Genomic DNA, 16,146 nt, shown 5'->3' with positions numbered 1-16,146 from the left:
ATTTTAACCTATGATATTGTAATGGATATAGCTCATCCTGTTTATATTTTGCGATTATTAAAGCCTTTCATACAATATTGAAACAAATAAACTTTATATAGCTTAAACATGCCTCTATCAGCAAAACGTACTTTTATTTTGGCTGGCCAGATGTTTCTATATCTTAGAACTAGATGTACAAACGGCTGTTGAACCAAAATAGAGCCTCTAACAGATATCACAGATTTTCCTGTGCGAACGTAAAAAGTCTTAACGAGAGTTAGCGGAGGTGTCATGGATACGTTTATCAGAACTATGCATTCCTATGGAAAAAGGAGGGAGTCACATTATGCATGCGATATGCATATGTGGCATAAAATATGCTACGAAAAGTAACCTTAAGCATTGATGAAGTTGAAGCAAAGGATATATTAGCGGAAGATATTTTTTCAGAATATCGTTTCTTAGCTAAAAAAGATTTGGTGTTAACAGAGCGCATTATTGAATTATTGAAGCTTCGAAAAGTTGATGAGTTGGCTGTCTTTATACCTGCTGATTCGGCTCGCGTTGCCTATGATTTAAGTATGCAACGAACAAGAGAATATGAGGAATTATTCGAACCATTACTAGATGAAAAAGAACCAGTAGACGACTATCAAGAAATGGTTAGTCAGCTTTTTAGGACAACGTTGGAGAATGTTGTGCATGAATTACGATATGGACAAATATTGAAAAGCTTACAGGATACGGCCTATGTGCAAGGTGTTTTTGAAAAAATTTTGGAAAAAAAGCATCGCTATGATTTACTAATACGTTTAAAGGAATGGGATGAATATTCGTTTGTACATTCATTCGATGTATTTGTCTTAGGCACTATTTTTGCCCGATATCTTGGTTTAGCAGATATCGAAACATTGGCAAGGGGTTATTTGTTTCATGATATTGGGAAAGTATTTATCCCACAAGAAATATTAAATTTAAAACGGAAGTTATCTGAAGATGAGTTTGATATTGTAAAAACGCACACAACAAAGGGTTATGAGCTGTTGGTGGAAAATAATGAAGAAGATATTGCTTATTTAGCACGAGATCACCATGAGCGGTTTGCGGGTAAGGGGTATCCAAATCAATTATGTGCAGATGAAATGAGTGAAGGAGTACAATTACTACAGATTATTGATGGCTATTCAGCGATGACATCAAAGCGCGTGTACCATACTGGTTATGGCGCTACAGATGCTTTAGCAGTATTATACAGAGATCGACAATTGTATAATGAAAGCTTTATGCATAAATTTGTAGAATGTTTAGGAATTTATCCTGTCAACTCGGTTGTGCTATTATCAGACAATCGAAGTGCGCAGGTGGAGCTTGTCTACGATTTATTTCCTACATTACCAAAAGTAAAGTTGCTAGATGAACAAACATCCATGAATTTACCTTTAAATTATAGTGTGAAAATTATAAAAATGATTGATTATCGTGCAGATAGCTTTGAGGAGATTTTTAATCTATTCGTAGAACAATTAATCCGTTGCGATGAACCAAATTTAAGAATGCACTACAGTAAATTGATTGATCATCTACATCCAAAAGAGATTGTTTTGAAAATTTTCTTACCAGCCTTTCGAATACTACGCTTGTTGACACGAGAAATACAAACGGATAGAACAAAATACCAAAATTCTATTCTTATATTAAAGAAGTTACTGGAAGAGCAATTAAATGTTTTATATATGGATTACCAGCATGAACAAACCACTATTTTAGTGGTAGAAACTTCCCTGCGTGAAAACTTCTTCATCAAACTTTTACAAAGTATTTTATATATTGATAAAATTGTTCCATTCTTTATAAATCCAGACGATGAGCAACGTATTACCCAATTAATGAATCATTGTCAGGTGAATGTTGCGTACTTTATTGAAGATGAACTAACCGTAGAAAAACGGGTTCGCCCAATGCGAGAAGGAACATTCCTTTATTACTCGCTGGCAGATATTGAGGAGATACTCGTAAGTCTAATCGGCATGAGCATGAAAAAGTTTTCATTTGAGGAAAAAATGCAGGAACGCTTATTTTCAACATATAAAGCATAAAGAGAGAGTCAGCCATTTCTAGGCGACTCTCTCTTTTTTGTACTATTAAAGTGTTTAGAATTGAAGATGTTTTTCAATATAGGCTTTAACTTCTGCAATTGGCATACGAACTTGTGTCATGGAATCACGATGACGCACAGTAACTTGGCCGTCCTCTTTAGAATCGAAGTCATAAGTGATACAGAATGGTGTACCAATTTCATCTTGGCGACGGTAACGTTTACCGATGGATTGTGATTCATCAAAATCAACAGGGAAGGCTTTACGAAGCTCAGCCCACACATCTGTTGCCTCATCTGATAATTTTTTAGAAAGGGGTAGAACCGCCGCTTTAAATGGTGCTAATGCAGGATGGAAACGTAAAACTGTACGTTTATCATCACCTTCTAGCTCTTCTTCATCATAGGCATCACATAGGAATGCTAATGTTACACGATCAGCCCCTAATGATGGCTCGATACAATAAGGCACATAGCGTTCATTTGAGACAGGGTCGATATATGTGAAATCTTCGCCTGAATGCTCCATATGTTGCTTTAAGTCGTAATCTGTACGATCTGCCACGCCCCAAAGCTCTCCCCAGCCAAATGGGAATTTGAATTCGATATCTGTTGTAGCATTAGAGTAGTGAGATAGCTCATCATCCTCATGGTCACGAAGGCGCATAGATTCTTCTTTCATACCTAGGTTTAGTAGCCAATTTTTACAGAATTCTTTCCAGTAGGCATGCCATTCAAGGTCTTCACCTGGTTTACAGAAAAATTCAAGCTCCATTTGTTCGAATTCACGTGTGCGGAATGTGAAGTTACCTGGTGTGATTTCATTACGGAATGATTTCCCGATTTGTGCGATACCAAATGGTGTACGTTTACGCATTGAGCGTTGAACATTTTTAAAGTTGACGAAAATGCCTTGTGCCGTTTCGGGGCGTAGGTAAATTTCATTTGTAGAAGATTCTGTTACCCCTTGGAATGTTTTAAACATCAGGTTAAATTGGCGAATATCTGTGAAATCGGCTTTTCCACAATCAGGACATACAACATTATATTTAACCATTATTTCTTTCATTTGATCGAATGTCATACCATCTACAATAATTTCATCGCCCTGTGCTAGTGCAGCATCCTCAATAATTTTATCTGCACGATGGCGAGCCTTACAGGATTTACAGTCAATCATTGGGTCATTAAAGTTACCAACATGCCCTGATGCGACCCAAGCCTTTGGATTCATTAAAATCGCCGCATCGAGCCCTACATTGTGCTCTGATTCTTGGACAAATTTTTGCCACCAAGCCTTTTTAATATTATTTTTTAATTCCACACCAAGTGGACCGTAATCCCAAGTGTTTGCAAGACCTCCATAAATTTCAGAACCTGGGAAGACAAAGCCACGATGCTTTGCTAATGATACGATTGTTTCCATTGATTTGTTTGTCATGTAAATAGCCTCCTTTAAATTACACTACATGAAAATAGCACCCGTCGCCGGGCACAATGTATGCCCAGGGACGAGTGCTAATACCCGCGGTTCCACCCTGATTGTTTTAAACGATGTGTTTAAAACCTCTTTTTTAAAGGTTAGCTCAGGGAGTGCCTTTTCTCTGTTACTGTGTAGACTTTCACCATCTCTACTCGCTTGTAAATGGAACAGATACTTTTTTCCCATCATCGCCTGTATAACGCAATCCTGCTCAAACGTGTATTGAGCATAAGCGTATGTGTTGATATTGTAGCATGTAGTTCTTTAATTCGCAATAATTATTAAAATAGTATATAATAATCGAGCATAAGTATAACACTATTAGATTTGAGGCGGTGAGTCCAATCGAACTCAATAAACGTCAGGAAGACATTTTACAAATTGTGAAAGAAAATGGCCCTATTACCGGGGAGCATATTGCAGAACGTCTCCATCTGACAAGGGCAACTTTAAGACCAGATTTAGCGATTCTAACAATGGCAGGTTTTTTAGATGCAAGACCAAGAGTTGGCTATTTTTATTCAGGTAAAAAGGCATCTGTTACATTACTGGATAGCATTCATACGTTAAAAGTGAAGGATTTTCATTCGGGGCCTGTCGTTGTGCCAGAGACGATGACGGTTTATGAGGCAATTTGCTTTATGTTTGCAGAGGATGTTGGTACACTCTTTGTCGTAGATAAGAATGAGTTTTTGACAGGCGTCCTATCTCGCAAAGATTTGTTGCGTACAAGTATCGGCTCACAGGATTTAAACAAAATTCCTGTACACATTATTATGACGCGTATGCCAAATATTTCGTATTGTGAAAGATCAGATTCTTTAGTTGTTGCAGCGAATAAGCTTATTGAACGGGAAGTTGATTCACTACCAGTTGTTGAACCACAGGAGGGTGGCTTAATAATTGTAGGTCGTTTGACAAAAACAACGATTACACGAGCTTTCTTATCACTCGCACAAAATATCGAAGTTTGAAGGGGAGCTATATGAAAAGACCACGCGTATTTGTTGTCTCTGATTCTGTCGGTGAAACTGGTGATCAAGTGGCGAAAGCTGTTATTAGCCAGTTCCGACCAGGCTTAGAAAATACGATAATTCGGCGTTTTCCTCATATTCAATCAGAGGACCTTATCCGAAAAATTGTTCGTCTTGCAGCGCAGCAACAAGCATTTATCGTTTATACACTGGCGCGCCAAGATATGCGCTCATTATTACAGGCGTTATGTGAACAAGAAAACGTACAGGCTGTTGATATTTTAGGGCCAGCTTTACAGTCTATGGCAGCTTTTATGGAAGAACTACCATTAGAAGCGCCAGGCATCGTTCATATACTAGATGATGACTATTTCAAAAAAATTGAAGCGATAGAATTTGCCGTAAAATATGATGATGGTAGAGATCCACGTGGATTATTACAAGCAGATATTGTGCTTGTAGGCGTATCGCGTACTTCAAAAACCCCACTGTCGCAATATTTAGCCCATAAAAAATATAAAGTTGCGAATGTTCCTTTAGTACCAGAGGTGGAACCGCCAGAAGAGCTTTTACAGCTAGATCCTAAAAAGTGCTTTGGGTTAATTATCTCGCCTGAAAAATTAAATTTTATTAGAAAAGAAAGATTGCTATCTCTTGGCTTAAATGATGATGCGATCTATGCACAACATGATCGTATATTAAAAGAAATTCAACATTTTGAGAAAATTGTCGATAAAATAGGCTGTCGGGTCATCGATGTTACTAATAAGGCAGTAGAAGAGACCGCAAATACGATTATTGAATATATTTTAGCTTGTAAATAAAGATGGGTTAACCATAAACCACCTCGGTTCATAGAGGCGGTTTTTTTGAGTGGATTTTGAAAATAGTATAGATAAATACTGATTTTTGTTTTATAATAATAAAATTGTGGTAAAAATATTAAAAGAGAAAAATCCTATTTTTTTGTCGAGAAATAAAGGAATTTTAAAACGGATAGCGAATTGTGTTTTTAGAACGTAAATATTAAAGATGGTGATGGAGTTGGCAGGGAAGATTCCAGAAGAAGTAATTGAGCAAATTCGCACACAATCAGATATTGTCGATGTGATTAGTGAATATATGCAGCTGACGAAACGTGGGCGAAATTGGTTTGGTCTCTGTCCATTTCACGGAGAACAAACCCCGTCTTTTTCTGTATCATCCGACAAGCAGATTTTTCATTGCTTTGGTTGTGGTGCAGGGGGTAATGCTATTACTTTTGTAATGGATATAGAGGGCATTTCTTTTCCTGATGCAGTTGTGAAACTTGGGGAGCGTGTTGGCATACATTTAGATGTTGAGCCAAGTTTTCCAGGAGTTACAAAAAAGGTTTCAAAAGCCGAAGAAAGGATGAAGGAAGCACACGCCTTTGCAGCAGATTTTTTTCACCATTTACTGCTAAACACTGAGGATGGTGAAGAACCTTTAAATTATTTGCTAGAAAGAGGATTTACAAGGGAACTTATCGAATCTAATAACATCGGTTGGTCACTCCCAAGCTTTGATGCCTTAACAATATTGCTTGAAAGAAAAGGTTATAACTTACAAGAAATTGCAGAAAGTGGTTTAATCATTAAGCGAGAAGGGGAAGAACGTTATTTTGATCGTTTTAGAGGACGTATTATGTTTCCGATTCGTGATGAGAATGGAAAGATAATTGCCTTCTCAGGACGAATACTTTCCTCCACGGGTGAAGAGGCGAAATACCTAAATAGTCCAGAATCACCAATATTCCAAAAAAGTGAAGTGCTTTATAACCTAGACCAAGCACGAACTTCAATCAGGAAAAATCGTCAAGTAATATTGATGGAAGGTTTTATGGATGTGTTAGCAGCCAGCTCAGTAGGTGTTAGTAATGCGGTTGCCACCATGGGAACTTCGCTAACAAATCAGCATATCACAAAGCTCAAGCGCTTAGTAGAGCAAGTTACGATTTGCTATGATGGTGATAATGCTGGTTTTGATGCAGCGAAGAGGGCAGCGCAATTGCTGCATACGGAGCGCATGAGCATTCGTATTGCCGTGTTGCCAGAAAAATTAGATCCCGATGAATATATTCGTACTTTTGGGGGACAAGCCTTTAAAGAACAAATTTTGGAAAACCCTCATGCGTATATTGCTTTTATGATGATGCATGCTAGACGCAATAAGAACTTTCAATTTGAAAATGATACGCTGCAATATATTCAAGAAGTCCTAGAGCAGCTAGTAGGTAGATCCTCACCAGTCGAACGAGATTTGTATATTCGCCAACTAGCACATGAAACCAATATCTCAGAGGAAGCCATTTATGCCCAATTCCGAAAGCTAGAGGCAAATCAGGTACGTTCTACGAAAGCAGAAGTACCTAAACATCTGCCTTCAATGCCAGTCACGCAACAGCAAAAGCCTATGAATGCAGCCGAACGTGCCGAACGTTTATTACTTGCACATATGCTTCATAATATAGATGTAGTGGACAAGGTATTACGTAGTGAACAAAAAGAACCATTTGTGCGAGATGCTTATATGGCAGCATTTGTTCGCTTAGTAGGGTTTTATGAGGAATATGGCCATCCTGATTATCAGCGCTTTGTGGAAATCTTGGATGATGCCGAATTGCGAAAAATTGTGATGGAAGCGGCTTTAGTTGAGCGAGATCCTGACCAAGCAGAGGCGGAGGTCATTGACTCTATACGTCAGCTTCAAAAATACAGAATTGAGCAAGAAATTGATCAAAAGATGCATGAGTCAAAGGAAGCGGAGAAGATGCATGAGGATGCACGTGCACTTGAAATCGCCCAACAGATTATTCATTTAAGAAAATCGTTATCGGCGATTTAACCCGATTCGGTTGTTTAGAAGGAGGAAGGTTTATGGCGGATAAGTCAGAACGTTCAAAAGAGATAGAAGTAGAAATTACATTAGATGATGCAAAAAAAATCCTACAAGAAAAAGCAAAAACAGAGGGTGAAATTTCAATGAAAGAAATTTCAGAGAAACTTGCTCCTTATGAATTGGAAAATGAAGAAGTTTTCCATTTTGCTGAAGATCTTGAAAAGCATAAAGATATTCAAATCATCGGAAAAGAAGAATTTGAAGAAGAAAGCTTAATGAAAGAAGAAGCAAATGAAGAAACTTTTGACTTAAATGATTTAAGTGTACCACCAGGTGTTAAAATTAACGATCCTGTACGCATGTATTTAAAGGAAATTGGTCGGGTAGATCTACTCTCTGCTGACCAAGAAATAGCGTTAGCAGAACGTATTGAGCAAGGAGACGAGGAAGCCCGTAAACGTTTGGCAGAAGCAAATTTACGTCTTGTTGTATCGATTGCGAAGCGTTATGTGGGTCGTGGGATGCTGTTCCTTGATTTAATTCAAGAGGGAAATATGGGGCTTATTAAAGCTGTTGAAAAATTCGATTACCGTAAAGGCTTTAAATTTTCTACGTATGCCACATGGTGGATTCGTCAGGCGATTACGCGTGCAATTGCTGACCAAGCACGTACAATTCGTATCCCTGTTCATATGGTCGAAACCATTAATAAATTGATACGTGTACAACGTCAACTTTTACAGGATTTAGGTCGTGAGCCTTCTCCAGAGGAAATTGGTGAAGAAATGGATTTAACACCTGAAAAAGTACGTGAAATTTTAAAAATTGCACAAGAACCTGTATCTCTTGAAACACCAATTGGAGAAGAGGATGACTCCCATTTAGGAGACTTTATCGAAGACTCTGAAGCACAATCTCCATCTGACCATGCAGCGTATGAATTGTTAAAAGAGCAATTAGAAGATGTACTTGATACATTAACAGATCGTGAAGAAAACGTACTTCGTTTACGTTTTGGCTTGGATGATGGTCGCACACGCACATTAGAAGAAGTAGGGAAAGTTTTTGGTGTGACACGTGAACGTATTCGTCAAATTGAAGCGAAAGCACTTAGAAAATTACGCCATCCTTCTCGCAGTAAACGCCTAAAAGATTTCTTAGAATAAAATTGAATAGAGCTGGAGCTATCCATATAATGAGCAAATAGCTCGTTGGGATAGCTCCTTTTTAATAGCTGGAAGCAGCAAAAACAAAAGCTATTCACCTATAGCGTGAAGGGTGATAATAGATAATTAGAAGGAACAAAATAATAGATTTGCTACTTTATACAGATGTGTTTTTTTATAGTGTGAGATAAAATTGTAATAACAACCATTATTAAGCAATGTTTGGAGCTAACACTATGACAAATCCCCGAAAAAAAATAATTCTGAATGAGATTTTGTTTTGGAAGCAAAATAAACTTTTGCCTGAGCATTATTGTGACTTTTTAGCGGCTCTTTATACAGAGGGAGCAGACCTAGAAGAACTAGAACCCGTACAACATCCCAAGCAGGCTGTTTTACCAACAGAAAAACGAAAAATGATCCTGTTAGTAGTTGGGCTATGTATGGCTATTATAGCGATACTGGCAGTGTATTTTACCATCACTTCATTGACATTGATGTTAACCATTGTAGTGGGGATAAGTGCATGTATATTATTTATTATCGCATTGAGAATGGCACACAAACAACATCTATTAGCACCTGCTTTTCATTTACTTGCGGCAATTTTATTTTTTAGTATGTCTATTCGTATTTGTACAACCTATTTTAGCGGAAATAATATTGTCTTATTTTGTTTAATTGCTGCCAACTGTGTGATTTGGCTTTGGTCAGGTATTAAAATGAAGCTGCTCTATTTCACTGTTTCAGGTGTACTAGGCTTACTAGCACTGATTGGGTATTATATCATAAATTTAATGTAAGCTATAGTATTTATCATAAATAGCAAAAGGCCGTTTTGATTTTTAGTGGAGCATATAATTAGCCGCCATTTTTGGAATGGCAAGACATATTTTAGCCAATAGATACAGAAATGTCGAATTTGTTACAAACAAAGGAAAACTTAGCGAATAGGGCTTTTCGTTTCTGGAGGAATGAAGTACAATATTAGATGTTGACTGATTCTATATTATAGATAGAAGTAGACTTAAAATGAGGAGGGGTAACATATGAAAAACAATCCAGTCGTTCCTTACATCTTAATTCTTGCATTTGGTATTGGTCTTATTTTCTTTATGTCTTTACAAGGTGCAGATAACAAGAAAGAAATTGCTGCTGAACATGAAGGTGGCGAAACTACAGAAACTACAGACGCGACTGATGATGGCGCAGCACTAGTACAATCTTGTATCGGTTGTCATGGCGGTGACTTAACAGGTAGTATGGGTCCAAATCTACATGGTTTAGAGGAAGATCATATTGTTGATGTTTTGGTAAACGGTATTGAAGGTACACCAATGCAACCAAACATGAAAACAGAGGCTGAAGCAAAAGCAATTGCTGAATACATCTCTACTTTAGAATAGGATGAATGATAAGTAGCTGTACTAAAATAGTGCAGCTACTTTTTAATGTTAAAAATTATACATATGGGGTTGTTCACTTAGCTTATCAATATGGGGACAACGCCATTTGTTTTTTTTCACCATATCCTTCATACTAAGAGTGGACTCTATTTAAGGTAGGCGGTATTAAAATGAACGCACAAAAACTGTCAAAGCGATTAGAAGCAGTCGCAAAATTTATTCCCTCAGGAGCTACTATAGCTGATATTGGGAGTGATCATGCATACTTACCATGTTATTTGGTACATAAGGGCATTGCCTTATATGCTGTAGCAGGAGAGGTTGTCAAAGGACCTTATGAATCAGCCGTAAAACAGGTACAAAAGGAAGGCTTAGCCGAAAAAATTACAGTACGTCTTGCTGATGGATTAGCAGCGATTGAGCCAACTGACCATGTAGATACGGTAACAATCGCTGGGATGGGTGGACCCTTGATTGTTGCTATTTTAGAGAAGCATCCAGAAAAGTTACAAGGTGTGACACGTCTTATTTTACAGCCCAATATTCATGCCAAAGTAATTCGTGAATGGGCCTTAGCACATAATTGGGCAATTCTCGAGGAAGAGATTTTAGAGGAAGACGATAAAATCTATGAAATTGTTGTGTTGCAACGCGGACAAATGGAGCTGTCAGATGTAGAAATTTTAGTTGGTCCTCGATTAAGCCAACGACAATCACCAGTATTTATCAAAAAATGGAAGCGCGAAAAGGAAAATTGGCAACGTGTCTTGCATGCCATTGAAGATGCAGCACAAACACCTGAAATTGAAGAAAAACGCACAGAGTTAACAGCTCTCATTCATTTAGTGGAAGGAGTTTTGTGAAATGAAGGCAGTAAATGGTCAAGAAATTATTAAAGTGTTTGAGTCATGGTCACCAAAAAAACTGGCTTGTATGGACAATGATCCAATCGGTCTAGCAATTGGTACCTTGAACAAGCCTGTTCATAAAGTATTGGTCACATTGGATGTCAATGAGGCTGTAGCAAATGAGGCGATTGACCAAGGCTGTGAGCTGATTATTGCACACCATCCTCCTATCTTCAGACGTCTTGCGAATATCCGTACAGACAATCCAGCAGGGCGTTTATATGAAAAGCTTATTAAGCATGATATCGCCGTTTATGCGGCTCATACAAATTTAGATGTAGCTGAAGGTGGGGTCAATGATTTACTAGCAGATGCGTTGCAGCTTGAGAGTCGCACAATTTTAGAAGAAACCTATTCAGAAAATCTATTAAAGCTTGTTGTCTTTATTCCAACGGCACAGGCTGAACATTTACGTGCAGCATTGGCAAAGGCTGGAGCAGGACGACTTGGTGACTATGACGCATGTAGCTATACAACCATTGGTGAAGGACGTTTTCGTGCATTAGCAGGCGCAAATCCTTTTGTTGGAGCTGTTGACGAATTACATGTAGAAGAGGAAGTAAAGGTAGAGGTTGTATTTCCTGAAGCCATTAAAAACCGCGTATTAAAAGCAATGCTTCACAGTCATCCATATGAAGAGCCTGCCTATGATATTATTCGTCTCGAGCAGCAAACAAATATAATGGGCTTAGGACGAGTAGGTGATCTAACAGAGGAAATGACCTTACAGCAATTTGCTAACTATGTCAAGCAGCAGCTAGATGTACCAGCAGTGCGTGTAGTGGGTGATTTACAGTCAACGGTGCGCAAAGTGGCACTAGTCGGTGGCGATGGCAATAAATATATTTATGCGGCAAAGCGTGCAGGGGCAGATGTTTTTTTAACAGGAGATATGTATTTCCACACAGCACAGGATGCACAGGCCATTGGTTTACAAATTGTCGACCCAGGCCATCATGTGGAGAAGGTCATGATTGCAGGAGTAGCAAAGAAAATGGCTACGATGTGTGAGGAGAAAAAATACCTTGTTGAATTTGTTCAATCAGCCATCCACACAGAGCCATTTTTATTTGTATAAGTGAGGGGAACAAATGTGGTAAATGAACGACCTACTGGCAATAAAGCTGGTAAGCTATGGATCATCATTGGTTTATTCATCGCTGTATTTGGCATTGGTATGACCCTAATGACCAATATGCTCAATGACAAAAAAATTGATGCCATGATACAGCAATGTGAAAGTGATGGTGGGCAGGCCATTGTTGCAAAGGAAAAAAGCTTTCTATCTACGAAATATGCATTTGAATGTAAACAATAATCGAAAAGCTGAGTACTAGGTAAGCTAGTATTCGGCTTTTAAAATACTATGATAGGATAGGGAGAAAGGGGAGGGATAAGTGTGTTTATTCGTTTAACAAAGGAGCAACAAGAAATGATTATTGCGGATATTCAACGATTTTTCTATAATCAACGAGATGAGGATATTAGTGAATTTGAAGCAGAGCGTATGTTAGACTTTATCAAAGAAAATATTGCACCCTATATTTACAATGCAGCGTTATCTGATGCAAAGTATGTTGTAGAAAGCCAATATGCTTCGATTGAAGAAGAGCTAATGGCATTAGAGCGACCCATTCATATAAAATAATAATTTGATGACCACTTACTTAGATGAAGGTGGTCATTTTTTTAATGTGATCAATCATGTATACCAACTAACATAATTTGTGCCTTTCTCTTAAAAAAGCAGAGAAAATATAAGCAAGACAAGGATGCACGTAACGGTGAATATTGTAATTCTAGTGGTCATACCCTCCTATCAGGAGGGGTGTAATGCATAGAAGACGACAAATCATTATAGGGCTGCTTCTAGCGCTTATGGTGGTAGGGATACTGTTCGCTAAAGATAAGACGTCAAAAGTCAATCGAGAGGAGCAGTCATTGCTCATGCAGGAAGAAGTAAGTCAGTCTGCATTGCAAGAAAAGCTGCTGGAAACCTATGTAGGGATTGATGTGAAAAGAACGGAGGAAAAAGAACTAGTGATACAAGTTGTGGGTGACGAAGAATATTTTCTTGCCATTAAAAACGACTTAGAATCCATTGCGAAAAAAGCAATAAAGGATTCTGTATTAGAGGACTATACAATTGTTTTTGAAAGATGGGAACTCACATCATTACTGGATCCTAATAAAAAAATGGATGATGATACAAACTTTTTAATAGAGGCGTTGATTGAAGGATTACAAGCTTTCGATGTATACGAATATTTAACACTTCAGAATCGAACTACGATTATTATTCAAACAACGATAAAAGACGTCAACCAGGATGCACGTCAGTTAATAACGAAAATGGAAGACACTATCAATAAAATTATCCAAGCAAATGCATCTCACAATGATGCATACACCATTCATATAGTAGATGCTCAGCAAAAGAAAATAAATTAGCTCTATCTACAAGAAAGGGACGGTTAGAAAAGACTTTTTCCCTCGCTTTTATATTAATTAAATAGTAGCTAAAAACATGATGTATCTCTTTTAAAGGTTTTTGAATAGGTAAGTGTAAATGTTGTCATCAAAAAAACTCTTGTTCTTAACTATACCTGTAAGCAGTTAAGGAAGTTTCGCGAAAAGAGAAGAGAAAAGACTGCTAAAAGGTAGGAATCGCTTTCAGCAGTCTTTTGACGAATTATGGAGCTGTTGATGTCACTTGTCCTGTAAGCGCACGTTGTTCCTGCTCAGGATCAAATTCTTTTTCTACTTTTGATACAACAACTGTTGCCACACCGTTACCAATCAGGTTTGTCACAGCACGTGCCTCTGACATAAAGCGGTCTACGCCGATTAATAGGGCAATTCCCTCTACTGGTATCATTGGGAATGCAGCAAGTGTTGCGGCAAGTGTAATAAAGCCAGAGCCTGTTACACCCGCAGCCCCCTTCGATGTAAGCATTAAAATCGCAAGCAATGTAAGCTGCTGCCAAATATCTAAATCTATACCATAGGCTTGGGCAATAAACAATGCTGCCATAGATAGATAAATAGATGTTCCATCGAGATTAAAGGAATAGCCTGTTGGTAATACGAGTCCAACTACTTGCTTTGAACAGCCGTAATTTTCTAGCTTACGCATCATTGAAGGCAAAGCCGACTCTGACGAGGACGTACCAATAACAATAAATATCTCATCCTTAATATATTTAATAAATTTAAAAATATTAAATTTAAAGTAGTATGCAATAATACCGATAACAACAACGATAAAAATAAACATTGTTATATAGACGGATAGCATTAAAAATCCTAAATTTTGCAGCGATTTTAGTCCAAAGTTACCAATTGTATAACTCATTGCCCCAAATGCCCCAATTGGAGAGATTTTCATTACCATATTGACAATTTTAAAGAAAATATCTGCTACCTGTTCGAAAAATTTAATAACAGGCTTTGCTGGTTCCCCAATAGCGGCAGCAGCTAGGCCAAATAAAACGGCAGAGAATAAAACAGGTAACAATTCACCATTTGCTAAAGCTCCTACTACATTATCTGGGATAATTTGCATAATAAATGCCCCAAAGCCATGATCCTCAGCCGCAGCATTTGTATATTGAGAAATATCCGCTTTACTGGCTGCATCTGTATTAAAGCCTTTACCAGGCTGAACAAGATTGACAACGATTAAGCCAATTGCCAGCGCAAATGTAGAAACAACTTCAAAGTAAATTAACGCCTTTCCGCCAATTTTCCCAACCTTTTTCACATCTCCCATACTGCCAATACCAATAACAACCGTTAAGAAGATAATTGGTGCAATTAACATTTTAATTAGCTTAATAAAAATATCTGCTAATATTTTTAATTTTGCGCCAAACTCTGGGAATACTGCCCCAACAATAATACCTAGTATAATTGCGATGATCACTTGCACGGTTAAATTTTTAAAATTTATACGCATCTTTTTTCCTCCTATCACTAGTGTGAACGCTTTCAGTGAGGTAATCATAGCTGAAATTTTCCGACAATAGTTTTTATGACCGTAATGTTTTTATTGTTCATTTTGTTCATTTTTTAGTCGGATACGAGAGAAAGCTAGTAATAGCAAGGTTTTTAAGCTGTTTTATAGTAGTTTAGAAAATAGCGATTCTATTATAATACAAAAGAAAAAACCCTCACAATTTGTCAGGGTTTATGATTAATGACCAAAAGTATTAGGGCGTCACAACTTTTTCAATCTCTGTTAAAATATTATTCGTTTGTATATGGCTTCTATAAAAATCATAGACAGGTGTAAGCTGTTGTTTAAAGCGCTGTCTTTCTTGGTCACTCATTGTGTAAACATCGAAATGATCTTGCTGCATCAGCTTTTGCATATCTTTTTCATTCATCAGTATGGCTTGTTCGAATTGCCACTCTGTTGTTTCTTTCATCGCTGCGAGCATTTGCTTTTGGATTTTTTCAGGCAAGGAATCCCAGAAGTTTTCGTTGATTAAAACAGCGTATCCTAAAATCCCGTGCTCTGTAGTCGTCATATGTTGCTGCACTTTGTAAAAGCCTTTGGAGTAAATATTGGAGGCTGTATTTTCTTGTGCATCAATCGTATGTGTCTCTAAATCTGTAAAAAGTTCACTAAAGGAGACGGGTATTGGTGTTGCTTTCACGGCTTCAAATTGTTTTTCTAATATTTTACTTGGCATTGTGCGAACACGTAAGCCCTGTAAATCCTCAAAGGTATGAATAGGTTGTTCGGCAGAGGTTATGTGCTTAAAGCCATTGTACCAAAAGCCTAACCCTTTCACATGGAGGTGAAGCGGTTCTAGTTCATCTAATAATTGCCTACCGATTGATCCTGTTAGCACTTCATGTACTTCCTCTTCTGTATGAAACAGATAGGGTAAATCAAGCACCTGCCAACTAGGTATATATGTTGTCATTTTCGAAAATGTAGGGATGATCATTTCGACATCGCCCTTTTGCAAAGCACGAAATTCATTTTCATCATTAAATAAAGAGGCATTTGAATAAACATGTACTTTTACCATGCCATCAGTTTTTTCCTCGACTAATTCAGCAAATTTATTGGCAGCCTGCCCCTTTGGTGTATTTTCGGCTACGACATGGCTTAAATGTATAGTAATCTGTGTGCTTAAGCCTTTTTGTTCATCATCATAGGGAAGTGGTTTGGCTAACAGTAAACCTTGTTGCACGCTAATAACAATCATTAACAATAAGACAGTGAAAATAGTTCCTACAATAAATTTTTTCATGAATTA

Annotated in this window: 15 protein-coding genes; 12 read left to right on the top strand and 3 right to left on the bottom strand. The window is 37.7% G+C overall.

The window, feature by feature from the left end:
* Positions 1–359 precede the first annotated feature (359 nt).
* Positions 360–2,078: an HD domain-containing phosphohydrolase gene (locus MHB44_RS14810; RefSeq protein WP_341299797.1), complete on the top strand. Its 1,719-nt coding sequence runs from the start codon at positions 360–362 to the stop codon at positions 2,076–2,078.
* Between the two features lie 54 nt (positions 2,079–2,132).
* Here MHB44_RS14810 and MHB44_RS14805 read toward each other — a convergent pair whose 3' ends face one another.
* Positions 2,133–3,518: a glycine--tRNA ligase gene (locus tag MHB44_RS14805; RefSeq protein ID WP_341299796.1), complete on the bottom strand. Its 1,386-nt coding sequence runs from the start codon at positions 3,516–3,518 to the stop codon at positions 2,133–2,135.
* Between the two features lie 377 nt (positions 3,519–3,895).
* Between MHB44_RS14805 and MHB44_RS14800 the strand changes: the two genes are divergently transcribed.
* From MHB44_RS14800 to MHB44_RS14750, 11 genes are all read left to right on the top strand, one after another.
* On the top strand, positions 3,896–4,534 hold the full coding sequence (locus MHB44_RS14800) for a helix-turn-helix transcriptional regulator (RefSeq protein WP_053996173.1): 639 nt from the start codon (positions 3,896–3,898) through the stop codon (positions 4,532–4,534).
* Positions 4,535–4,545: 11 nt separating this feature from the next.
* Entirely contained in the window at positions 4,546–5,358 is an 813-nt protein-coding gene (locus MHB44_RS14795; protein ID WP_341299795.1) for a pyruvate, water dikinase regulatory protein, read from the top strand.
* A 208-nt stretch (positions 5,359–5,566) separates the two neighbouring features.
* Positions 5,567–7,399, top strand: a complete 1,833-nt coding sequence (dnaG, locus tag MHB44_RS14790; RefSeq protein WP_341299794.1) for a DNA primase — start codon at positions 5,567–5,569, stop codon at positions 7,397–7,399.
* A gap of 32 nt (positions 7,400–7,431) precedes the next feature.
* Positions 7,432–8,559, top strand: a complete 1,128-nt coding sequence (gene rpoD, locus MHB44_RS14785; protein ID WP_341299793.1) for an RNA polymerase sigma factor RpoD — start codon at positions 7,432–7,434, stop codon at positions 8,557–8,559.
* A 236-nt stretch (positions 8,560–8,795) separates the two neighbouring features.
* Positions 8,796–9,362 carry a hypothetical protein gene (locus MHB44_RS14780; RefSeq protein WP_341299792.1) on the top strand — a complete coding sequence of 189 codons (567 nt, stop codon included), beginning with the start codon at positions 8,796–8,798 and terminating at the stop codon, positions 9,360–9,362.
* Between the two features lie 246 nt (positions 9,363–9,608).
* Positions 9,609–9,965: a cytochrome c550 gene (gene cccA, locus MHB44_RS14775; protein ID WP_341299791.1), complete on the top strand. Its 357-nt coding sequence runs from the start codon at positions 9,609–9,611 to the stop codon at positions 9,963–9,965.
* Positions 9,966–10,135: 170 nt separating this feature from the next.
* Positions 10,136–10,828 carry a tRNA (adenine(22)-N(1))-methyltransferase TrmK gene (locus MHB44_RS14770; RefSeq protein WP_341299790.1) on the top strand — a complete coding sequence of 231 codons (693 nt, stop codon included), beginning with the start codon at positions 10,136–10,138 and terminating at the stop codon, positions 10,826–10,828.
* Between the two features lies 1 nt (position 10,829).
* Positions 10,830–11,951: a Nif3-like dinuclear metal center hexameric protein gene (locus MHB44_RS14765; protein WP_341299789.1), complete on the top strand. Its 1,122-nt coding sequence runs from the start codon at positions 10,830–10,832 to the stop codon at positions 11,949–11,951.
* A 15-nt stretch (positions 11,952–11,966) separates the two neighbouring features.
* Positions 11,967–12,191: a hypothetical protein gene (locus MHB44_RS14760; protein WP_341299788.1), complete on the top strand. Its 225-nt coding sequence runs from the start codon at positions 11,967–11,969 to the stop codon at positions 12,189–12,191.
* An 81-nt stretch (positions 12,192–12,272) separates the two neighbouring features.
* Positions 12,273–12,521, top strand: coding sequence for a DUF2164 domain-containing protein (locus tag MHB44_RS14755; RefSeq protein ID WP_341299787.1), 249 nt, complete (start codon positions 12,273–12,275; stop codon positions 12,519–12,521).
* A gap of 185 nt (positions 12,522–12,706) precedes the next feature.
* Entirely contained in the window at positions 12,707–13,324 is a 618-nt protein-coding gene (locus MHB44_RS14750) for a hypothetical protein (protein ID WP_341299786.1), read from the top strand.
* A 241-nt stretch (positions 13,325–13,565) separates the two neighbouring features.
* Here the strand turns inward: MHB44_RS14750 and MHB44_RS14745 are convergent, their stop codons facing one another.
* Positions 13,566–14,831, bottom strand: coding sequence for a dicarboxylate/amino acid:cation symporter (locus MHB44_RS14745; protein WP_341299785.1), 1,266 nt, complete (start codon positions 14,829–14,831; stop codon positions 13,566–13,568).
* Between the two features lie 253 nt (positions 14,832–15,084).
* Complete coding sequence (locus tag MHB44_RS14740; RefSeq protein ID WP_341299784.1) at positions 15,085–16,140, bottom strand: TRAP transporter substrate-binding protein; 1,056 nt, start codon at positions 16,138–16,140, stop codon at positions 15,085–15,087.
* Positions 16,141–16,146: the final 6 nt, after the last annotated feature.

Source organism: Lysinibacillus sp. FSL H8-0500, from assembly GCF_038051955.1.
Taxonomy (GTDB): Bacteria; Bacillota; Bacilli; order Bacillales_A; family Planococcaceae; genus Lysinibacillus; species Lysinibacillus macroides.
The sequence above is the reverse complement of the archived record's forward strand: the minus strand, read 5'-3'. Positions and strand labels throughout refer to the sequence as shown.

Coding starts and splice junctions, on each gene's coding strand:
- cccA (WP_341299791.1), top strand. CDS start 9,609: ATGAAAAACAATCCAGTCGTTCCTTACATCTTAATTCTTGCATTTGGT.
- MHB44_RS14745 (WP_341299785.1), bottom strand. CDS start 14,831: ATGCGTATAAATTTTAAAAATTTAACCGTGCAAGTGATCATCGCAATT.
- MHB44_RS14810 (WP_341299797.1), top strand. CDS start 360: ATGCTACGAAAAGTAACCTTAAGCATTGATGAAGTTGAAGCAAAGGAT.
- MHB44_RS14795 (WP_341299795.1), top strand. CDS start 4,546: ATGAAAAGACCACGCGTATTTGTTGTCTCTGATTCTGTCGGTGAAACT.
- rpoD (WP_341299793.1), top strand. CDS start 7,432: ATGGCGGATAAGTCAGAACGTTCAAAAGAGATAGAAGTAGAAATTACA.
- MHB44_RS14750 (WP_341299786.1), top strand. CDS start 12,707: ATGCATAGAAGACGACAAATCATTATAGGGCTGCTTCTAGCGCTTATG.
- MHB44_RS14805 (WP_341299796.1), bottom strand. CDS start 3,518: ATGACAAACAAATCAATGGAAACAATCGTATCATTAGCAAAGCATCGT.
- dnaG (WP_341299794.1), top strand. CDS start 5,567: ATGGTGATGGAGTTGGCAGGGAAGATTCCAGAAGAAGTAATTGAGCAA.
- MHB44_RS14780 (WP_341299792.1), top strand. CDS start 8,796: ATGACAAATCCCCGAAAAAAAATAATTCTGAATGAGATTTTGTTTTGG.
- MHB44_RS14740 (WP_341299784.1), bottom strand. CDS start 16,140: ATGAAAAAATTTATTGTAGGAACTATTTTCACTGTCTTATTGTTAATG.
- MHB44_RS14765 (WP_341299789.1), top strand. CDS start 10,830: ATGAAGGCAGTAAATGGTCAAGAAATTATTAAAGTGTTTGAGTCATGG.
- MHB44_RS14770 (WP_341299790.1), top strand. CDS start 10,136: ATGAACGCACAAAAACTGTCAAAGCGATTAGAAGCAGTCGCAAAATTT.